At 65.0% G+C, this 16,997-nt stretch carries 15 protein-coding genes; 11 read left to right on the plus strand and 4 right to left on the minus strand.

Annotated elements, in window-relative coordinates; all coding sequences use genetic code 11:
- Positions 1-4: 4 nt before the first annotated feature.
- Both ACG2LG_RS20300 and ACG2LG_RS20305 read right to left on the minus strand, forming a co-directional pair.
- Positions 5-2,365 carry a hypothetical protein gene (locus ACG2LG_RS20300; protein WP_396262139.1) on the minus strand — a complete coding sequence of 787 codons (2,361 nt, stop codon included), beginning with the start codon at positions 2,363-2,365 and terminating at the stop codon, positions 5-7.
- Between the two features lie 164 nt (positions 2,366-2,529).
- Positions 2,530-3,501, minus strand: a complete 972-nt coding sequence (locus tag ACG2LG_RS20305) for an SIS domain-containing protein (protein WP_396262142.1) — start codon at positions 3,499-3,501, stop codon at positions 2,530-2,532.
- A gap of 83 nt (positions 3,502-3,584) precedes the next feature.
- Between ACG2LG_RS20305 and ACG2LG_RS20310 the strand changes: the two genes are divergently transcribed.
- Positions 3,585-4,937 (plus strand): sulfatase-like hydrolase/transferase, encoded by a 1,353-nt coding sequence (locus ACG2LG_RS20310; RefSeq protein ID WP_396262144.1) that lies wholly within the window; start codon positions 3,585-3,587, stop codon positions 4,935-4,937.
- A 97-nt stretch (positions 4,938-5,034) separates the two neighbouring features.
- Here the strand turns inward: ACG2LG_RS20310 and folP are convergent, their stop codons facing one another.
- Positions 5,035-5,826: a dihydropteroate synthase gene (gene folP, locus ACG2LG_RS20315; protein ID WP_396262145.1), complete on the minus strand. Its 792-nt coding sequence runs from the start codon at positions 5,824-5,826 to the stop codon at positions 5,035-5,037.
- Between the two features lie 107 nt (positions 5,827-5,933).
- On the opposite strand from folP, the gene ACG2LG_RS20320 reads away from it, so the two are divergent.
- The 4 genes from ACG2LG_RS20320 to ACG2LG_RS20335 are packed head-to-tail and all read left to right on the plus strand — an operon-like array spanning position 5,934 to position 8,827.
- Entirely contained in the window at positions 5,934-6,527 is a 594-nt protein-coding gene (locus tag ACG2LG_RS20320; RefSeq protein WP_396262147.1) for a hypothetical protein, read from the plus strand.
- 9 nt (positions 6,528-6,536) lie between these two features.
- A complete protein-coding gene (locus ACG2LG_RS20325; RefSeq protein ID WP_396262149.1) occupies positions 6,537-7,226 on the plus strand; it encodes a hypothetical protein in 690 nt (229 codons plus the stop codon).
- A gap of 9 nt (positions 7,227-7,235) precedes the next feature.
- Positions 7,236-8,498 (plus strand): hypothetical protein, encoded by a 1,263-nt coding sequence (locus ACG2LG_RS20330; protein ID WP_396262151.1) that lies wholly within the window; start codon positions 7,236-7,238, stop codon positions 8,496-8,498.
- Between the two features lie 53 nt (positions 8,499-8,551).
- A complete protein-coding gene (locus ACG2LG_RS20335; RefSeq protein ID WP_396262153.1) occupies positions 8,552-8,827 on the plus strand; it encodes an acylphosphatase in 276 nt (91 codons plus the stop codon).
- On the opposite strand, the gene cutA is transcribed toward ACG2LG_RS20335, so the two are convergent.
- The gene (cutA, locus tag ACG2LG_RS20340) at positions 8,824-9,150 is read right to left on the minus strand and encodes a divalent-cation tolerance protein CutA (protein ID WP_396262155.1); all 327 of its coding nucleotides are present in this window, start codon (positions 9,148-9,150) and stop codon (positions 8,824-8,826) included. The genes ACG2LG_RS20335 and cutA overlap by 4 nt on opposite strands.
- Before the next feature lie 98 nt (positions 9,151-9,248).
- Between cutA and ACG2LG_RS20345 the strand changes: the two genes are divergently transcribed.
- The 6 genes from ACG2LG_RS20345 to dxs are packed head-to-tail and all read left to right on the plus strand — an operon-like array spanning position 9,249 to position 16,280.
- Positions 9,249-10,412 carry a nitrogen regulation protein NR(II) gene (locus ACG2LG_RS20345; RefSeq protein ID WP_396262156.1) on the plus strand — a complete coding sequence of 388 codons (1,164 nt, stop codon included), beginning with the start codon at positions 9,249-9,251 and terminating at the stop codon, positions 10,410-10,412.
- Between the two features lie 35 nt (positions 10,413-10,447).
- Positions 10,448-10,834, plus strand: a complete 387-nt coding sequence (locus tag ACG2LG_RS20350) for a GxxExxY protein (RefSeq protein ID WP_396262158.1) — start codon at positions 10,448-10,450, stop codon at positions 10,832-10,834.
- Between the two features lie 45 nt (positions 10,835-10,879).
- Positions 10,880-12,244 (plus strand): sigma-54-dependent transcriptional regulator, encoded by a 1,365-nt coding sequence (locus ACG2LG_RS20355; RefSeq protein WP_396262160.1) that lies wholly within the window; start codon positions 10,880-10,882, stop codon positions 12,242-12,244.
- Between the two features lie 16 nt (positions 12,245-12,260).
- Entirely contained in the window at positions 12,261-14,090 is a 1,830-nt protein-coding gene (locus ACG2LG_RS20360) for a glycosyltransferase family 39 protein (protein ID WP_396262161.1), read from the plus strand.
- Positions 14,090-14,410 carry an exodeoxyribonuclease VII small subunit gene (xseB, locus tag ACG2LG_RS20365; RefSeq protein ID WP_396262163.1) on the plus strand — a complete coding sequence of 107 codons (321 nt, stop codon included), beginning with the start codon at positions 14,090-14,092 and terminating at the stop codon, positions 14,408-14,410. Before ACG2LG_RS20360 ends, xseB begins: the two co-directional genes overlap by 1 nt.
- Entirely contained in the window at positions 14,388-16,280 is a 1,893-nt protein-coding gene (gene dxs, locus ACG2LG_RS20370) for a 1-deoxy-D-xylulose-5-phosphate synthase (RefSeq protein WP_396262164.1), read from the plus strand. Before xseB ends, dxs begins: the two co-directional genes overlap by 23 nt.
- Positions 16,281-16,997 lie beyond the last annotated feature (717 nt).

Below are 16,997 nucleotides of genomic sequence, written 5' to 3' on the forward strand. Positions count from 1 at the left end.
GGTGCTACTTCTTCCATTGGACCGACCACGGCACGTTGGCGTTCTTTTGGGAAGCCAGGGTGAGCCGGGTCAAGCCCTGGTCGGTCACCTCGTGGCCGGAGCTGGCGGTGTCGACCTTGTGCCCGTTGCTGGCGATCGTGATGACGAAGGGCTCGCCACCAACGACCTTGGCGGTGCCGGACAGGACCTTCTTTTCCGCATCCCAGCGGACGTCGGCGAGATCGACCATGCCCTGCATCGCGTGGCGGTTGGTGGAAAGCACCTGCGGGTGGTTTTTCTTTTCGCGCAGCGAGTACACCAGGGCGTGTCGCGGCTGGAGCTTTTGGGATACCGAGGCGCCGCCCTTGATTTCGCCGAGGAACTTGTCGTTCCAGAAGTCGTAGAGGTAGTAGCTGGCATCCGCGTCGAGTCCGAGCGAGCCGGTTTCGGCCATGTCGCCGGCGATCGGCGTGCTGATGGTGGCAGCCTCGTCGTGGTTGTTGCAGAGGATCAGCTGCGTCCAGCCATCCTCGACCTGGTAGGCATAGACGGCGGGGTCGAGCCGGCCCTCGACCAGCATGTCGACCGGACGGAACGAGCGGGTGCCGGGGAACATCGGGTAGAGGCGGGTGAGGTCGCGTTGCTCCTCGGGCTTCATGCGGCCGAAGGAGGTGCCGAGTTCGATGCGCCCGGAGATCAGGCCGACAAGGGTCAGCATGGTGCGGCGCTGGTCGGTATCGAGCTTCTTGAACGATTTGCCGTCGGGGTAGTAGCCGAAGACGCTGCGGTTCTTGTACCAGCGCAAACCGATGCGTGAGGCCATCTCGGGCTCGAAGTGCGAGGCGTCGCCCCATACCCGCTGGAGGTCGACGATGCCGGCGGTGACGTCGAGGCAAGGTGTCCCATACTCGCCGAGGTTGCGCTCGTGAATGTAGCCTTCCTCTCCCAGCCCCTCGCGGCACAGCTCGAAGATCTTGCGGTAGGCGGTGGTGGTGGTGTGGGTCTTGTCCTCGAAGCCGCCGTCCAGGCACCAGCCGGACTCGGGGTAGTCGAACTTGATGCCCAGCAGCCCCTGCTTCCGCAGCCTTTGCCACATCTTCAGCGTGTGCTCCTGGAAGCCCGGGTCGGTGAAGTCGAACTTCACGAAGGGCATGTGGTGCCGGTGCTCGGCGTGGAGGCGGGTGATGTCGTTGTTGAGCATCCACTCCGGGTGGGCCAGGGCGAAGTCGTTCGACGGCATGTTGGTCTGGATGTAGGTGAAGGGGATGCCGCCCAGCTCGCGGATTTTGCCGCAGAACTTGCCGAAGGTTTCGTAGGGTTCGACCAGTGACTCGTACTTCGCCCAGTACTCGTCGTTCCACCAGCCCTGCTGCGTGTCGCCGGTGTTGCGGTTGCAGTAGTAGTCGGGCTCGAGGCGGATGCCGACCGGGGTGTAGTTCAGGATCCCGGACTCCTTCGCGATCTCCATCTGGCCGACCAGTTCCCGCGAGTTGTTGAGCGGGCGGCCTTCGCCGTAGCTGCCGGTGGAAACCATCCAGCCGCAGAGGGTCGGGTAGTCGTAGATCTTCGGCCTGGCGTCATTGGCCGTGCGGACCGCCATGCCGTAGGTTTCCAGCGAGGTGAAGGGGTCGGCGGTCGAGAAGTCGAGGAACACCGTGTCGACCGCGTCGTAGGTGGTGCCGGGTTCGATCCGTTTCCCCTGGGGATCCTCGATGGTCACGGTCAGTTCGCCGTGCTTGCCGCCGAGTTGGATTTTCCGCAGGAAGTCGCGGTAGTGCAGGCCGCCGACGACCAGCGAGTGGCGGCGTCCGTCGATCTTCCCGGTGACGAGCAGGTTGTTGAAGGCCTCGATTTCGGTGCCGGTCTCGACCCGGTTGGGCGCGGCGCCGGCCCCACCCTTGAGCAACTGCGGCTTGTCGAGTTTGCTATTCGGCAGGAACTTCGCCTTGTCGATGATGCCGATGCGGCAGACCCGTGCGGCGATCTCGCGGTGGTTCTTCACCGAGAAGCCGAGCACGGCGTAGGGCAGGGTTTCGTGGACGCGGAGATGCAGGGTCTTGGTCGGGCGGTAGCCGCCGTTGGGGATCTCGGTGATGCTGACCTGGCTCCAGCTCCCGAGTTCATCGGCAACCTTGGCCTGCTCCCAGCCGCGGGTGACGCCCTCCGGTTGCTTCCAGCCCATCTCATCGACCGTGAAGCGGGCGTTGGCGAACACGGCCACGTCGGTGGCGAGGTCGGTGCCCGAGTAGGTGCCGTTTTTCAGGTCGTAGGTCAGCCTCAGCGATTCGTTCCCGATCGAAACGAAGCGGTCGTCCGAGGTGATTTCGGCGGCATGCAGGGCAAACAAGCTGGTGAGGCCGGCGAGGATCTGCAGAGGTCTGTGCATGGCGGGGATACTCGCCTGACGGCGCTGACCTGTCAGCGACCCCGCCACCGAATGGGCCCGGGGGTGGACGACCGGATTGGAGTGGCAGTCTCAGACCATTTTGTTAGAGGCCCAGGCAACCGGCATTCGATGAACACCACCGCGGATTCGAATTCGGCGGTGGATCACACGATCTTCAGCCGCGCCAGGTCCTGGGTGTCAATCAGGCCAACGGGCCGACCTTCGGCGTCGAGCACCACGACATCGTCGATGCGGTGGGAGCCGATCGTCTTGACGGCCTCCGCCGCCAGCGCGTCGGCGGAGACGCTGATCGGGTCGCGGGTCATCAGCGCCGCCACCGGCTTGGAGCCGACGGCGGCATCCGCCTGGTAGCTGCGCGCGAAGTCGCCGTGGGTGAAGATGCCGGCCAGCGCGCCGCCGGCCGCCACCACCACGCAGGCACCGGCCCGGCTCTCCGACATCGCCACCAGCGCATCGTTCACCGTGGCATCCTCCGGCACGGTCGCGAGCGCCTCGCCGGCACGCATGATGTCGGAAACCTTGAGCAGCAGCGCCCGGCCCAGCGCACCGCCGGGATGGAAGCGGGCGAACTGGTCCTCGGAAAAACCGCGTGCCTCGAGCAACACCATCGCCAGGGCATCCCCCATCACCAGCATGGCGGTGGACGATGAGGTCGGGGCGAGGTTCAGCGGGCAGGCCTCGCGCTCGACCGAGGTGTCGAGGATGACGTCGGAGTGCTTTGCCAGGGTCGATCCGGGACGACCGGTGAGGGCGATCACGCGCACCTCGAAGCGCTTGATGTGCGGCAGGAGGTCGAGCAACTCGGCCGTTTCGCCCGAGTAGGAAAGCACGATCACCGCATCGCCATCCGAAATGAGCCCCAGATCGCCATGAAGGGCGTTCTGGGAATTGAGCACGACGGCGGTCGAGCCGGTCGAGTTGAGCGTGGCGGCGATCTTGTGGCCGATGTTGCCGGACTTGCCGATCCCGACGACGACGATCTTGCCGCGGGCGTCGAGCGCCGCCTTGAGGGTGGCGACCGCTTTGCTGAAAGGTTCGCCAAGCCGGCCGCTCATGGCATGCAGCGCTTCCGCCTCCATTTCGATCACCCGCCGTCCCTGGCTCACGTGGTCCATGGCACGATCATGACCGAGCCCGGTCATGACTCAAGCCCCGGGGCAACTTGCCACCGGCCCCGCGATCGGCGAAGCTTTCGAGCATGAAGCACGGATTTCTTCTCCCGGCGGCCCTCGGCTTTCTGATGCTCGCTGCTGCCGCCGCCGAAAAGCGGCCGAACATCGTGGTCATCATGGCCGACGACATCGGCCTGGAGAACCTTTCCTGCTACGGCTCGAAGGTTTACGAAACCCCACATCTCGACGCCCTCGCCGCCAGCGGGATGCGCTTCGAGCACGCCCACTCACAGCCGATCTGCACGCCGTCGCGGGTGCAGATCATGACCGGCATCCACAACAACCGGAACTACGTCCGCTTCGGGTTTCTGGATCCCGAGGCCGTGACTTTCGGCAACCTGCTGCGCGACGCCGGCTACGCCACCGCCATCGGCGGGAAATGGCAGCTCCTCGGCGACTACGAAGGCGTGAGGAACTTCGGCTTCGACCGCCATTGCCTGTGGCAGTTGAACCGGCGCCCGAGCCGCTACCCGAACCCGGGACTCGAGATCGACGGCGAGCGGAAGGATTTCAAGAACGGCGAGTTCGGGCCCGACGTGGTGAACGACTACCTGTGCAACTTCATCAGGAAGCGGAAGGGCGGCGACGAGCCTTTCCTCGTGTACTATCCGATGATGCTGCCGCACTGGCCCTTCGTCCCGACGCCGGATCACCCCGACTGGGATCCGAAGATGTGGGTGGATGCCGACGGCGAGCCCGGCGGCTACCGTTCCCAGGAATACTGGGATGCCTTCGTCCGCTACACCGACAAGATGGTCGGCCAGCTCGTCGCGACGCTGGAGGAAACCGGCCAGCGCGACGACACGCTGATCCTCTGGACCGGTGACAACGGCACCTACACCGGCATCGTCTCCGAGTTCCAGGGACGGCAATACAAAGGCGGCAAGGGCAGCCCGAAGGACAACGGCACCCATGTCGGCTTCATCGCGAGCTGGCCGGGGGTCATCGAACCCGGCCAGGTCAGCGATGCGCTCGTCGACTTCACCGATGTGCTGCCGACGATCACCGAGGCAGCCGGGGTTCCGACGCCGGAGGGCATCGAGGGGGTGAGCCTGATGCCGGTTTTCGAAGGGAATGCGGCGGAAAGAAACAAGGAGGCGATCTACTGCTGGTATTCGCGCATGGGCGAGCGAAACAAAGCATCCCAGCACACCCGGGACGCCCGCTACAAGCTCTACGCCGACGGCAAGTTCTTCGACACCGTCGAGGATCCCGACGAAACCACCGACCTCGCGAAGGACGGAGTGCCGGGAGCGCTCGCCGCCACGCATGCCAAGCTGAAGAAGGTGCTCGACCACCACCTCGAGATCACCCGCCGGGCCGACCCGGTGCAGAACGCCAGGCGGGAAGCGCTGAAGGACGCGAAGAAGAAAAAGTAGGCGAAACGGCTTCGCGGTTGGACCTCCTAAAGGAGGAACTACTAACCGAACCGGCGCGCCAGTGGCGTACGTAGTTCCCCCTTTAGGGGGTCTTCCTTCAAACTGGGCTGCCAAGAACCGCCTCCACCATCCGCAGCGCCTCGCGATTCGGACGGACCTCGTGGACGCGATGAATGCGTGCCCCGCTTTCCCGGGTCCAGGCCGTGAGCGCCACCGTCGGCCACTCGCGATCCTCGAGCGCGTCGCTTTCCAGCACGCGACCGATGAAGCTCTTGCGCGAGACCCCGATCAGCAGCGGACGCCCCCCGACCTGAAGGGCCGAAAGCTCGCGCAGAAGGGTGAGATTGTGATCCAGCGTCTTGCCGAAACCGATGCCGGGATCAAAGCACAGCGACTCGGGGTCGATGCCCGCCGAAGTCAGCGTCGCGAGTCGCTCCTCGAAGAACGAGCGCACCTCGGTGACCACGTCCTCATACTCCGGGGCCTGCTGCATCGTCCGCGGCTCGCCCCGCATGTGCATCGCGACCACCCCGCAGCCGGATCGGGCGCAGACCTCGATCATCCCCGGATCGCGCAGGCCAGCGACGTCGTTGACGATGTCGGCGCCCACCTCCAGCGCGGCGTGCGCGACTCCGGGCTTCATGGTGTCGATCGAAATCAGCCCGTCCCACTCCGACCTCAAGGCCTCGACCACCGGCTGCACCCGCTCGATCTCCTCCGCCTCCGGCACCGGCTCCGCTCCCGGCCGGGTCGACTCGCCCCCGACGTCGACGATGTCCGCGCCTTCCGCGATCATCCGCCGCGCCCGTTCGAGCGCCGTGCCGGGCTCGTGATGAAGTCCCCCGTCGGAGAACGAATCCGGCGTCACGTTGAGGATCCCCATGATCATGCCGCGACGGGTCAGATCGTGGGTTCGGTCTTTCGTTCTCCAGCGCATCGGCGCACTCAAAATGCCTCCTTGAACCCCCCTTCGCCAAGTTCTACCGTCCGCCGCCCATGATCCGACGCGCCATTCTGCTCATGATCACCGCCTGTCTGGTACCGCTGGTCGCCGCCCAGGATCTGCCGGGCATCGGCATCGACGGCCCCTTTGTCCGGGTCAAGCGCAACAAGGACGGCTCGCGCACCGTCTTCGAGCGCGGCAACGACGAACGCACGCTGATCAAGACCACCTACACCGCCGATGGAAACATCAGCGTGAAGACGATCTACCGCCTCGACGCCAAGGGCAACCCGCTCAAATGCGACATCTTCGACGGCCTCGGGAACAAGATCTACAAGACCCAGTTCGGCTACAGCAAGCGGCCCGGCGTCACCTTCGGCAAGCTGGTGCAGGAGCTGCTCTACGATACCCGGGTGAAGCGCTTCTTTCCCGGCACGCGCAACGAGATGCCGGTCCACATGTTCCAGTACCGCTACAAGCCGGACGGCTCGCCGGAGCGCCCGGTGGGCATCACCCTGATCGAGGGCAAGACCGCCGAGGAGATCTTCGGCCGCGGCGTGGAGCCCGGGCAGCTGCCCGACCTGAAGGAACTGGAGGAAGTCGATCCGGCCAACCCCAACGCCCGACCGCTCGGCAGCGGACGCTGATTTCCCACGATGCGCCCGAATGCGAAGCGTATGGTCCTCGCGGGCAGCTTGATTGCTGCGGGGGTGGTGTCTGTTATTGTCTGGAGGTCGCAGCCAGCATCGAATCCCGGCTCTGCAGGGGAATCCGTGTCAGTCGCCGTAGAGCCCTCGCAGCCCGATCCTTCACCCGATGAATCGGAACCTAAGTCCGAAGGATCGGCTTGGATCAAATCTGAAGAAGACGGGTCGCACACAGTCTTTGAGCGGACCAGCGACAAGCGATCGGTCATCAAGACCACCTACGCGCCCGACAAAACGATCAAGATGAAGGCCATCTACCTCCTCGACGCCAAGGGAAGGGAACTCAAGTGCAACCTTTACGACAGCGTTGGAACGGACATCTGCATGGTCCGTTTCGGCTACAGCAAGCGACCCGGACCTACCTTCGACAAGCTGGTTCAGGAGCAGTTCTACGACACGCGAGAGAAGCGCTTCTTTCCCGGCAAACACGACGAGAAGCCGGTCCACATTTTCATGTATCGCTACAATCAGGATGGCTCGTCGGAGCGTCCAGTCGGCATGACCTTGATCGAGGGAAAAACTGCTGAAGAAATCTTTGGCTGCAATGTGGAACCTCACGCGTTGCCTGACTTCGACGAATTGGAAAAGATCGATGACGTTGCGCCGTTGAACTTGGAGCCAGTCCGACCAGACCACTGATACTTCACCATGCGCCCACAGACTTTACTGCCGATCCTGATCGGCGTCGCGGTCGGCGCGGCGGGCGTCCTGCATGGGCTGAAGCTCGAACGCGCCGCCAAGAGCGAGGACGCCGCCGAGCTTCGCACCACGATCTCCTCGCTCGAGGAGCAGGTCGCGATGCTGGAACGCGAGAACGAAAGCCTGCGCTCGCTGGCGCAGGGCGGCGGCGAATTGAAGGTCCCGGCCCCGCTGATCGAGTTTGCGGAAAAGGCGGCGGGGCTCGATTTCCGCAGCACCCCGGTGGTCCACCGTCTCGCCGGCGAGGAACTGCTCGAGCGGGTCGCCGCCTCGATCGAGAGCCGCTTTCCTCCGAACTCCCTCGACCACCGCGAAGCCGCCTGGGCAAAGATGGGACTGCTCGCTCCCGACGACCGTTTTGCCGGCCAGGTGGCCGCCACCTACTCGCTGGGGGCGCGATCGTGGTTCGACGACCAGACCGGAGAGGCCTGGGTCACCGATCGCTTCGACGAAAGCAGCGTCCCCGACCAGAGCGCCCTGCTGCGGGCGCTCGTCCGCATCCTCCTCCACCAGCATTACCCGCCCGCTCCCGGCTATGCGGGTGACGAGGCCGACCGCGCCCGCACCGCGCTGCACCACGGGACCGCCATTTCGATCGAGACGCGTTTCCTCGCCCGCCAGGCGCTCGGGATCGGCTTCACCGGCACCCAGGACCGGTCCGAGGCCGCCGATCTGCTCAACAACCTGCCGGTCTACATCCGCGGCCTCGCCACCTTTCCCTCGCAGCTCGGCGCGGCGGTTGCCGGCCGCCTGATGGAGCAGGAAAAGCTGCTCGAAGCCCTCCACCAGCCGCCCACCACCACCGCCCGCTTCGCGCCGGACCTCGATGGGATCGAAGCCCGAGCCATCGAACTCCCGGCCTCCAATGACGAGCCCGTGCTCGAGGAAACGGCCGGCTGGCTCGGGTTGAAACTGTGGCTCGAAACGCTGGATCCCGCACTCGCCGTCCATGCCGACGGCTGGCGCGGCGACCGCTACCAACTCACCGCCCGCTCCGACACCCAGCTCGACCTCGTCTGGGACATCGAGCTCGCCGATGCGGCGACGGCCGAGGCCGTCGCCCGGGCGGGCTGCGCCATGGCCGGGTTCCTGGCCGGATCGGACCGCGACGCCAACCCCGACGAAGTGATCAAGACTCCGGAAGGGGACCGCATTTCGATCACCCGTCCGACCGAAACCCGTGTCCGTTTCACCCATCTCGGTCCGGAATGACGGCCCCGGATTGAGTCTCGACGGACCGGCCCGTCCGGCCCCACCCTCGCCGCATGACCGCACGACGCGTGATCTTCGACGGCCGGGTGCAGGGTGTGGGCTTCCGCTACACCTGCAAGGATGTCGCCAAGGGCTTCGAGGTCGTGGGCACGGTGAAGAACCTCCCCGAAGGCACTGTCGAACTCGAAGTCATGGGCGAAGCCGATGAGGTCGAGGACTTCATCAAGGAAATCGCCGAAGAAAGCCCGATGGCCCACAACATCCGCGGCATGCACGTGACCAACATCCCCCCGCTGGAGGGCGTCACCGGCTTCACGATCGCGGGCTAGGCCGGATTCACGTTCTCCCCGACCCAGCGCAGGTAGGCCTGGGCCCCGGCCTCGACCGGCAGCGCCAGAATTTCCGGCGTCTCGTAGGGATGGGCCTCCAGCAGGAGCGCCTCCATTCGGACATAGGCTTCGCGCGTCGTTTTGATGATGCCCAGCACTTCCGCATCCTCCTGAACCTTGCCCTCCCACCGATAAATCGAGCGCAGGCCGGGCACCACGTTCACGCAGGCTGCTGCTTGCTTTTCCACCAGCAGTGCGCCAATCTGTCGCGCCCGCTCCTCATCCGGAAAGGTGCACAGCACGACCAGGACCTCATTTTTCACGCCCCCTTGATACCCCGTTCATCCAGCCAGTCGAACTCTGATCCCATCGCCACGGATCCGAGTCTTCTGTTTTCTGTCTTTCCATCTTCCGTCTCCTCATGAAGTCCGGCTTCCTCGAAAAGCTCCTCGCCCGGCTCGACCGCATCGACCCGGTGGAGGCGCAGCAGCTGCTCTCCCGGCTGATCCGGGAGAAGGGCTTCCTCGAGCAGGTCTTCGAGGCGCTGCACGAGGGGGTGATCGTGCTGGACGAGGACGGCCTCGTGACCTTCATCAACGGGGCCGCCCAGAAATTCTTCGGCCTCGACGACGAAATCGTCGGCCAGGCCCTGGAGCAGCGGATTCCGGGACTCGACCTGGACGCACTCGCCAAGCCGGGCAAGACCATCTCCCGGGACCTCGAGGTGTTCTACCCTGAGAACCGCTACCTCAACTTCTACCTCGCCCCGATCAATTCCCCGCTCGGTGGGGAGAACTTCGGCTGGGTGATGCTGGTCCGCGACCAGACCGCGTCCCGCCGCGAAGCCGAAGACCACCTGGAAAGCGAACGCCTGAATGCCCTCACCCTGCTCGCCGCCGGGGTCGCCCACGAGATCGGCAACCCGCTCAACTCGCTCGACATCCACCTGCAGCTGATCGAGCGCAAACTGCGCAAGCTGCCGGCGGGTGACCGCGCGCCGCTCGAGGAGCACGTCGGCACGGCCCGGCGGGAGATCCAGCGGCTCGACACCATCCTGCGGCAGTTTCTCGAGGCCATCCGTCCGACCCGGCCCGAGCGCGAGTCCTGCGACCTGCACCAGACGCTCCACGACACCCTCAAACTGCTCGAACCCGAGCTCTCGAGCCGGGACATCAAGGTCGAGCTCGAACTCGACACCGACTTTCCCAAGCTCGAACTCGACGCCACCCAGTTCCAGCAGGTCTTCTACAATCTCCTGCGCAACGCCTACCAGGCCATCCGCGGAAACGAGGGACGGATCAAGATCGCCACCGCCCACAACGACTATGAATGCCGTATTTCGATCCGCGACAACGGCAGCGGCATTTCACCCGAGCAGATGGGTTCGCTGTTCGAACCCTACCGCACCACCAAGCAGGCGGGCACCGGGCTCGGCCTGCTCATCGTCCGGCGGGTCGTCCGCGAACACGGCGGCGAGATCGAGATCGAGTCCGAGCCCGAAGTCGGCACCGCCATCCACATCCTCCTCCCCCGCGGCCCCAAACCCGTCCGCCTCATCGAAAGCACGGTCATTGATGTTGATTGATTTCGAACCGCGAAGACGCAAAGACGCAAAGGAAAATGAAAATCGAAGAAATCGCTCGAAGCATTGTGGACAGCGCATTTGCCGTTCACTCCGAACTGGGTCCAGGCCTGCTCGAAAGCGCCTACGAGGCATGCCTTCGGCACGAACTGGGACTGCGCGGCCATCAGGTAGCCGTACAGCTCACGCAACCGGTCACCTATCGAGGACTGCAACTGGACGTTGGCTACCGCCTTGATCTGCTTGTAGACGAAACCCTGATTGTTGAGCTGAAAACCGTGGATCAAATCCAGCCGATCCATCACGCCCAACTGCTCACTTACCTCAAGCTTTCCCGGAAGACCCTGGGCCTGCTCATCAACTTCAACGTGCCACTCATCAAGAACGGCATCAAGCGAGTCGTCCTGAACCATCCCAATTCCTGAGCCTTTGCGCCTTCGCGTCTTTGCGGTTCGAACTCTCACCACTTCATGACTCCGACTTTACTCATCGTCGATGACGAACAAGCCACCCGCGACGGACTGCGGGCGGCGCTGGACGAGGAATTCGACGTTTTCACCGCCTCCAACCTGGAGGAAGCCGTCGGCGTGCTGAAAGGCGACCCGCCGGACCTGATGCTGACCGACCTCCGACTCGGCGGCGACTCCGGCATGGATGTGCTCGACGCCGCGCTTTCCATCAAGAAGCCGCCGGTCTGCCTGATGATGACCGCCTACGGCTCGGTCGATACCGCCGTCGAGGCGATGCGCCGCGGTGCCTGGCACTTCGTCACCAAGCCGCTCAACCTCGACGAGGTGGAGATGCTGCTGAAGCGGGCCCTGCGCTCGAGCCACCTCGAAAGCGAGAACGCCAAGCTCCGCGAGCAGATCCCCGACCCCGCCGGACTGGGCCGGCTCACCGGCAAGTCATCCGGCATCCGCCGGGTGATCGAAACGGTCAAGCAGGTCGCGCCGACCCGCGCCACGGTCCTGATCGAGGGCGAAAGCGGCACCGGCAAGGAGGTCGTCGCCCACGCGATCCACCAGCTTTCCGGCCGCCCGGCGGAGAAGATGGTGATCGTCCACTGCGCCGCCCTCTCCCCCCAGCTTCTCGAAAGCGAGCTCTTCGGTCACGAAAAGGGGGCCTTCACCGGTGCCTCGCAGCGGCGGGTCGGGCGCTTCGAGCAGGCCGACGGCGGCACCCTCTTTCTCGACGAGATCGGAGAAATCGACGCCTCCACCCAGGTCAAGCTGCTGCGCGCGTTGTCCGAGCGCACCATCGAGCGGGTCGGCTCCAACACCACGATCAAGGTCGACGTCCGCGTCCTCGCCGCCACCAACCGGAACCTCGTCGAGATGGTGGAGTCCGGCGATTTCCGCGAAGACCTGTATTTCCGCCTGAACGTCGTCCGCATTGCCATGCCGCCGCTGCGCGACCGCGCCGAGGACGTGGTGCTCCTCGCCGCCGGCTTCCTCAAGGAGTTCGCCGAGGAAAACGGCCGCCCGGTGAAGCCGCTCAGCGACGAGGCGATGGAGTTGCTGCGACGCCATCCCTGGCCCGGCAACGTCCGCGAACTGCGCACCGCCATCGAGCACGGCGTGGTGATGTCCAACGACCCGGTGATCGACGTCCGCCACCTGCCCGCGGCCTTGCGCGGCGAAAACTCCGCTCCGCCCCCCGGATCCGGCGGGAAAATCACCCTTGCCGCTCCCCCGGAATTCAACTTGCATGCGCTGGAAACCCGAACCATCCGGGCTGCGCTGGCCGAGGCCGATGGCAACCGCACCCGCGCCGCCGAAATGCTCGGAATCAGCCGCCGCACCTTGCAGCGCAAACTCAAGGAAATCGACGCCTGACCCCCCGCCCCACCCCATGAACCAGTCAAACACCACCTTCGACGGCGCCGTGATCATCCGCCGGCTCCTGTTTTTCGTCATCCTCTTCGCCCTGGCAATCGTCCACCTCTTCGTGCTGTTCCGTGGCCTCGGCACCGAGCAGGCGATGGACCAGGCCCAGATCGCGCGCCAGGTGGCCCGCGGGGAAGGGCTCACCACCAAGTTCATCCGGCCGCTCGAGCATCACCTCGCGGAGACCAAGGCCGAGGGCAACGTCCCCCTCGTCGGTCTCCACGACACCTACCACTCGCCCCTCAACCCGCTCATCCTCGGCGCCGTCTTCAAGCTGGTGGGTGCCGACAATTTCAAGAGCTGGCAGATGCAGGACAGCCAGTTGATCTACGACCTGGACCGGGTCGTGGCCCTGGTCTCCACGCTGTTCTTCATGATGGCCATCGGCGTCAGCTACCTGCTGGTGAGCCGGGTCTTCGATGGCAAGATCGCGGGGGTCACCGCGCTGCTGATGGTGATGTGCGACCTGTTCTGGAAGTTCTCCCAAAGCGGGCTGCCACAGATGCTGCTGCTGCTGCTTTTCAGCTGCGGGCTCTACTTTGCCTATCGCGCGGTCGAAAACCAGGAGGAGGGGAATTCCTCCATCATCCAGCCGCTGATCGCCGCCGCCTTTTTCGCCCTGATGGTCCTCGCCCACTGGCTGACCGCCTGGATATTCTTCGGCTACCTGATCTACGCCGCGATCGCCTTCCGGCCCCGGGGAATCATCGCGCTCTCCTCGCTGGCGGTCCTTTTCCTGGCGGTCCTCTACCCGTTGATCCGGATGGCCGACATCACCGGCCAGCCCTTCGGCGCCGCCCGCTTTGTCTTCTACAACGGCCTCTCCAACGGCAACGAGTCCGCGATCATGCGGACGCTTGATCTCACCTCGTCTCCGCTGCTCATCGACGGACTGTTGCTCAAGATCCTCGGCACCACGCTCGTCCAGGCCACCGACCTCGTCCCCTTCCTCGGCGGCATCCTCGCCGCCCCGGTCTTCTTCATCGCGCTGCTCCACCCCTTCAAGCGCCCCTCGATTGCCCGCTTCCGATGGATGATCGCGCTGATGTGGCTGTTCGGCGCCATCGGGATGGCCATTTTCGGCATCAACAGCTCGAACGCCCTCCACCCGAACCAGATCCACATCCTGTTCGCCCCGATCATGGCGGCCTACGGGCTGGCCTTCCTTTCCATCCTCTGGAGCCGGCTGGACTTCGTCTCGTCCGCGCCCTTCCTGCGCAACGCCCACTACATCGCGATCGTCGCCTTCTCCGCCGCACCCATCCTGCTGACCCTGCCCAAGGACGTCCGGATGTACATGCAGGTCTCCGACAAGGGTGGTTGGCCGCAGTGGCCGCCTTACTACCCGCTCATCCTCAACAAGGGCATGGCCGAATGGGTCGAAAGCGATCCCCTGCAGCCGGAGATCGTCGTCTCCGACCAGCCCTGGGCCGTCGCCTGGTATGCCGACACCTACAGCCTGTGGCTGCCGCGATCGAAGGACGAGTTCCTCCAGCTCGATGCCAAGGCGACCGACCTCGGCACCCGCTTTTCGGGAATCCTGATCACGCCCGAGTCGCGCGACTCCGGCCCCAGCTCGAGCGTCGCCGCCGAATACGGCGACTTCGCCGCCCTGGTCCTCGACGGTCGCGTCGCCTCCATCACCGGCCCGACTACCGCCCAGCCAGGCTTCTCGATCTACGACAAGGCCGGCAGCATCGCCGAGATCTACCGCCGCTTTCCCTACCGCACCCCCCTCCTGCGCCAGGAAATGATTTACTACAGCGAGGGCCAGCTCCGCGACACCCGCAACTGATGCCCCGGAAGAAAACCACGCCCGCGAAGGACGAAGCTCCGGGCTTTGAAGAGGCGATCCACCGCCTGGAGGAGATCGTCGCGGCCCTCGAAGAGGAATCCCTGCCGCTCGAGGAAATGGTCGAGCGGTTCGAGCAGGGCACCCGCCTGCTCCGCCGCTGCGAGGAGGTTCTCGGCTCCGCCCGCAAACGCCTCAAGACCATCGCCGACCGCGATACCGCCAGCCCGTCCGATGAGGACGAAGGCGAAAAGCCCTTGACCCCCGAAGCGTCCGACACCACGGACGCGCCTGACGACGATGACGATATCCGACTCTTCTGAGCCCCCGCATCTCGGCCCCCTGCTGTCCGGCATCCAATCGCCCGAGGACGTCAAGGCTCTCGACGAGAAGGACCTGCCGAAGCTCGCCGACGAGATCCGCGAGGCCCTGATCACCAACCTTTCCCGGACCGGCGGCCACCTCGGCCCGAACCTCGGAGTCGTCGAGCTGACCATCGCCCTGCATCGCGTCTTCTCGACTCCGGCCGACAAGTTCGTCTTCGATGTCGCCCACCAGGGCTACGTCCACAAGATGCTCACCGGCCGGGCGGACCGGATCCACACGATCCGCCAGTACCAGGGGCTGAACGGCTTCCTGCTGCGCACCGAGTCGGAGCACGACTGCTACGGCGCCGGACACGCCGGCACCGCCCTCTCCGCCGCCCTCGGCATGGCCGCCGCCCGCGACCAGTTGAAGGAGGACTCCCACGTGGTCGCCCTCGCCGGCGATGCCGCCTTCACCTGCGGACCCACCCTGGAGGCACTCAACAACATCGCCGAAACCACCAATAAGTTCATCGTCGTCCTCAACGACAACGAGTGGTCGATCGACAAGAACGTCGGCGCCATCGCCCGCTACTTCAACGCCCTGCAGACCCACTCGACCTACTCCTCGGTGCGCAACAAGGCCGCCGAGTTCGTCGAGTGGATCGCCGGCAAGGCCGCCCGCAACCTCGCCCACAAGGTCGAGGAAAGCGCCAAGCACCTGCTTTTCCCCAACGTCCTCTTCGAGAAGTTCGGCATCCGCTACTTCGGCCCGATCGACGGCCACGACCTGCCGCTGCTGGTCAAGACCTTCGACTACCTCCGCAAGCTCGACGAACCGGTCGTCCTCCACATCATCACCGAGAAGGGACGCGGCTATCAGCCGGCCCTTGAGAATCCCGGCAAGTTCCACGGCCTCGGCGCCTACAAGATCGAGGACGGCTCGACCGATGGTGGCGGCAAGCCGACCGCCTCCGAGATTTTCGGCCGCACCGTCACGGACCTCGCCAAGGAGGACGGGAAGATCGTCGCCATCACCCCCGCCATGCCCGGCGGCTCGAAGCTCGACATCTTCAAGAAGGAACTTCCCGAGCGCTACTTCGACGTCGGCATCGCCGAGGAGCACGCCGCGCTTTTCGCCTCCGGCCTCGCCACCCGCGGCATCCGGCCCTTCCTCTCGATCTACTCGACCTTCATGCAGCGTGCCTACGACATGATCGTACACGACATCGCGCTGCAGGACCTGCCCGTGCGCCTGTGCATGGACCGCGGCGGCCTTTCCGGCGACGACGGTCCGACCCACCACGGCCTCTTCGACATCGGCTACCTGCGGCCGGTGCCGGGCATCATCCACATGCAGCCGAAGGACGAGGCGGAGTTCGTCGCCATGCTCAAATGGATGGCCGCCTACGACGATGGCCCGACCGCCATCCGCTACCCGCGCGGACCGATCGCCGGCAAGCCCCTCGACGGACCCTGCGCCCCGATCGAACTCGGCAAGGGTGAACTCATCGCCGAAGGCACCGATGTCGCCCTCATCGGACTGGGAACGATGTTCGAGATGGCCGAGAAGACCAAGGCCGTGCTCGAAGAGCGCGGACTGTCCGTCTCGCTGGTCAACCCCCGCTTCATCAAGCCACTCGACACCGACCTCCTCGAAAAGGTCGCCTGCAACGCGAAGGTCGTCTGCACCTTCGAGGACCACGTCCTGATGAACGGCTTCGGCTGCGGGGTCATCGAGCACCTCCACGACGCCGGCATCGACACTCCCGTCGAGCGGATCGGCTGGCCCGACCAGTTTGTCGAGCACGGCAGGATCGACATCCTGCGCAAGCTCCACGGGCTCACCGTCGAGAGCGCCGTCGAGAAGATCGGCAGGCACGTATAAGGAGCTGCGGCTTCCAGCCGCAGGCCGTGGCTGCCCCGGCCCGGGGCAGCCTGCCCACCCAAAGCCTCGGCGAAGGAGGGGCCGTGCGGGAAGCGGCCCGCTTCCCACCTCCACCTTGAGAGGCGCAACCCCCTTTCGCGGCGCTTCGGTGCCCACGAAACCCGTTCTCCGGGCTCCCGATTCCCTCTTCGGGATCGTCGGGGGAACAGGGGTCCGTCAGAGTTGACTCTCGATCGGCAGGAGTCCGGCGATGAAGGCGAGAACCCGCTTGCCCCAGGGGGCCCCGGGCTTCCCGACCTGCCGGTCGCCGTCCTTCCACACCAACCTCCCGCAGCGGTCGCAACACCGAAGAGGCGGCAATCTATCTGCGAGCCATCGGATACCACGCCGCCGATCACGGCTTCCGACCCGGCAAATACCGCTTCAAGATCAAGCGCGGCCGACCCAATCCCGACGAACTCAAGATCAGCCTCACCGGTCACCACATCCCCGACACCATGCGCCGCGCCGCAGAATGGAGCGCGGAAAAACACGGGTTCAGGAAACCGAAGGAAAGAAGCGGGCCGTTCCGCCCTAAACTACAATAAGCACCGTAGCAACAACCCTGAAAGTTAAAGTGCGAGGATTGCGGTAGGGACCGCCGTTGCCGGCGGCCCCCCGCTCAGATCCGTACGTGAGGAACTACCTCATACGGCTCCTGCCTTGAGTCGGGCGCGG

This window comes from Haloferula sp. A504, assembly GCF_044385805.1.
In the GTDB taxonomy this organism is placed as follows: Bacteria; Verrucomicrobiota; Verrucomicrobiia; order Verrucomicrobiales; family Akkermansiaceae; genus Haloferula.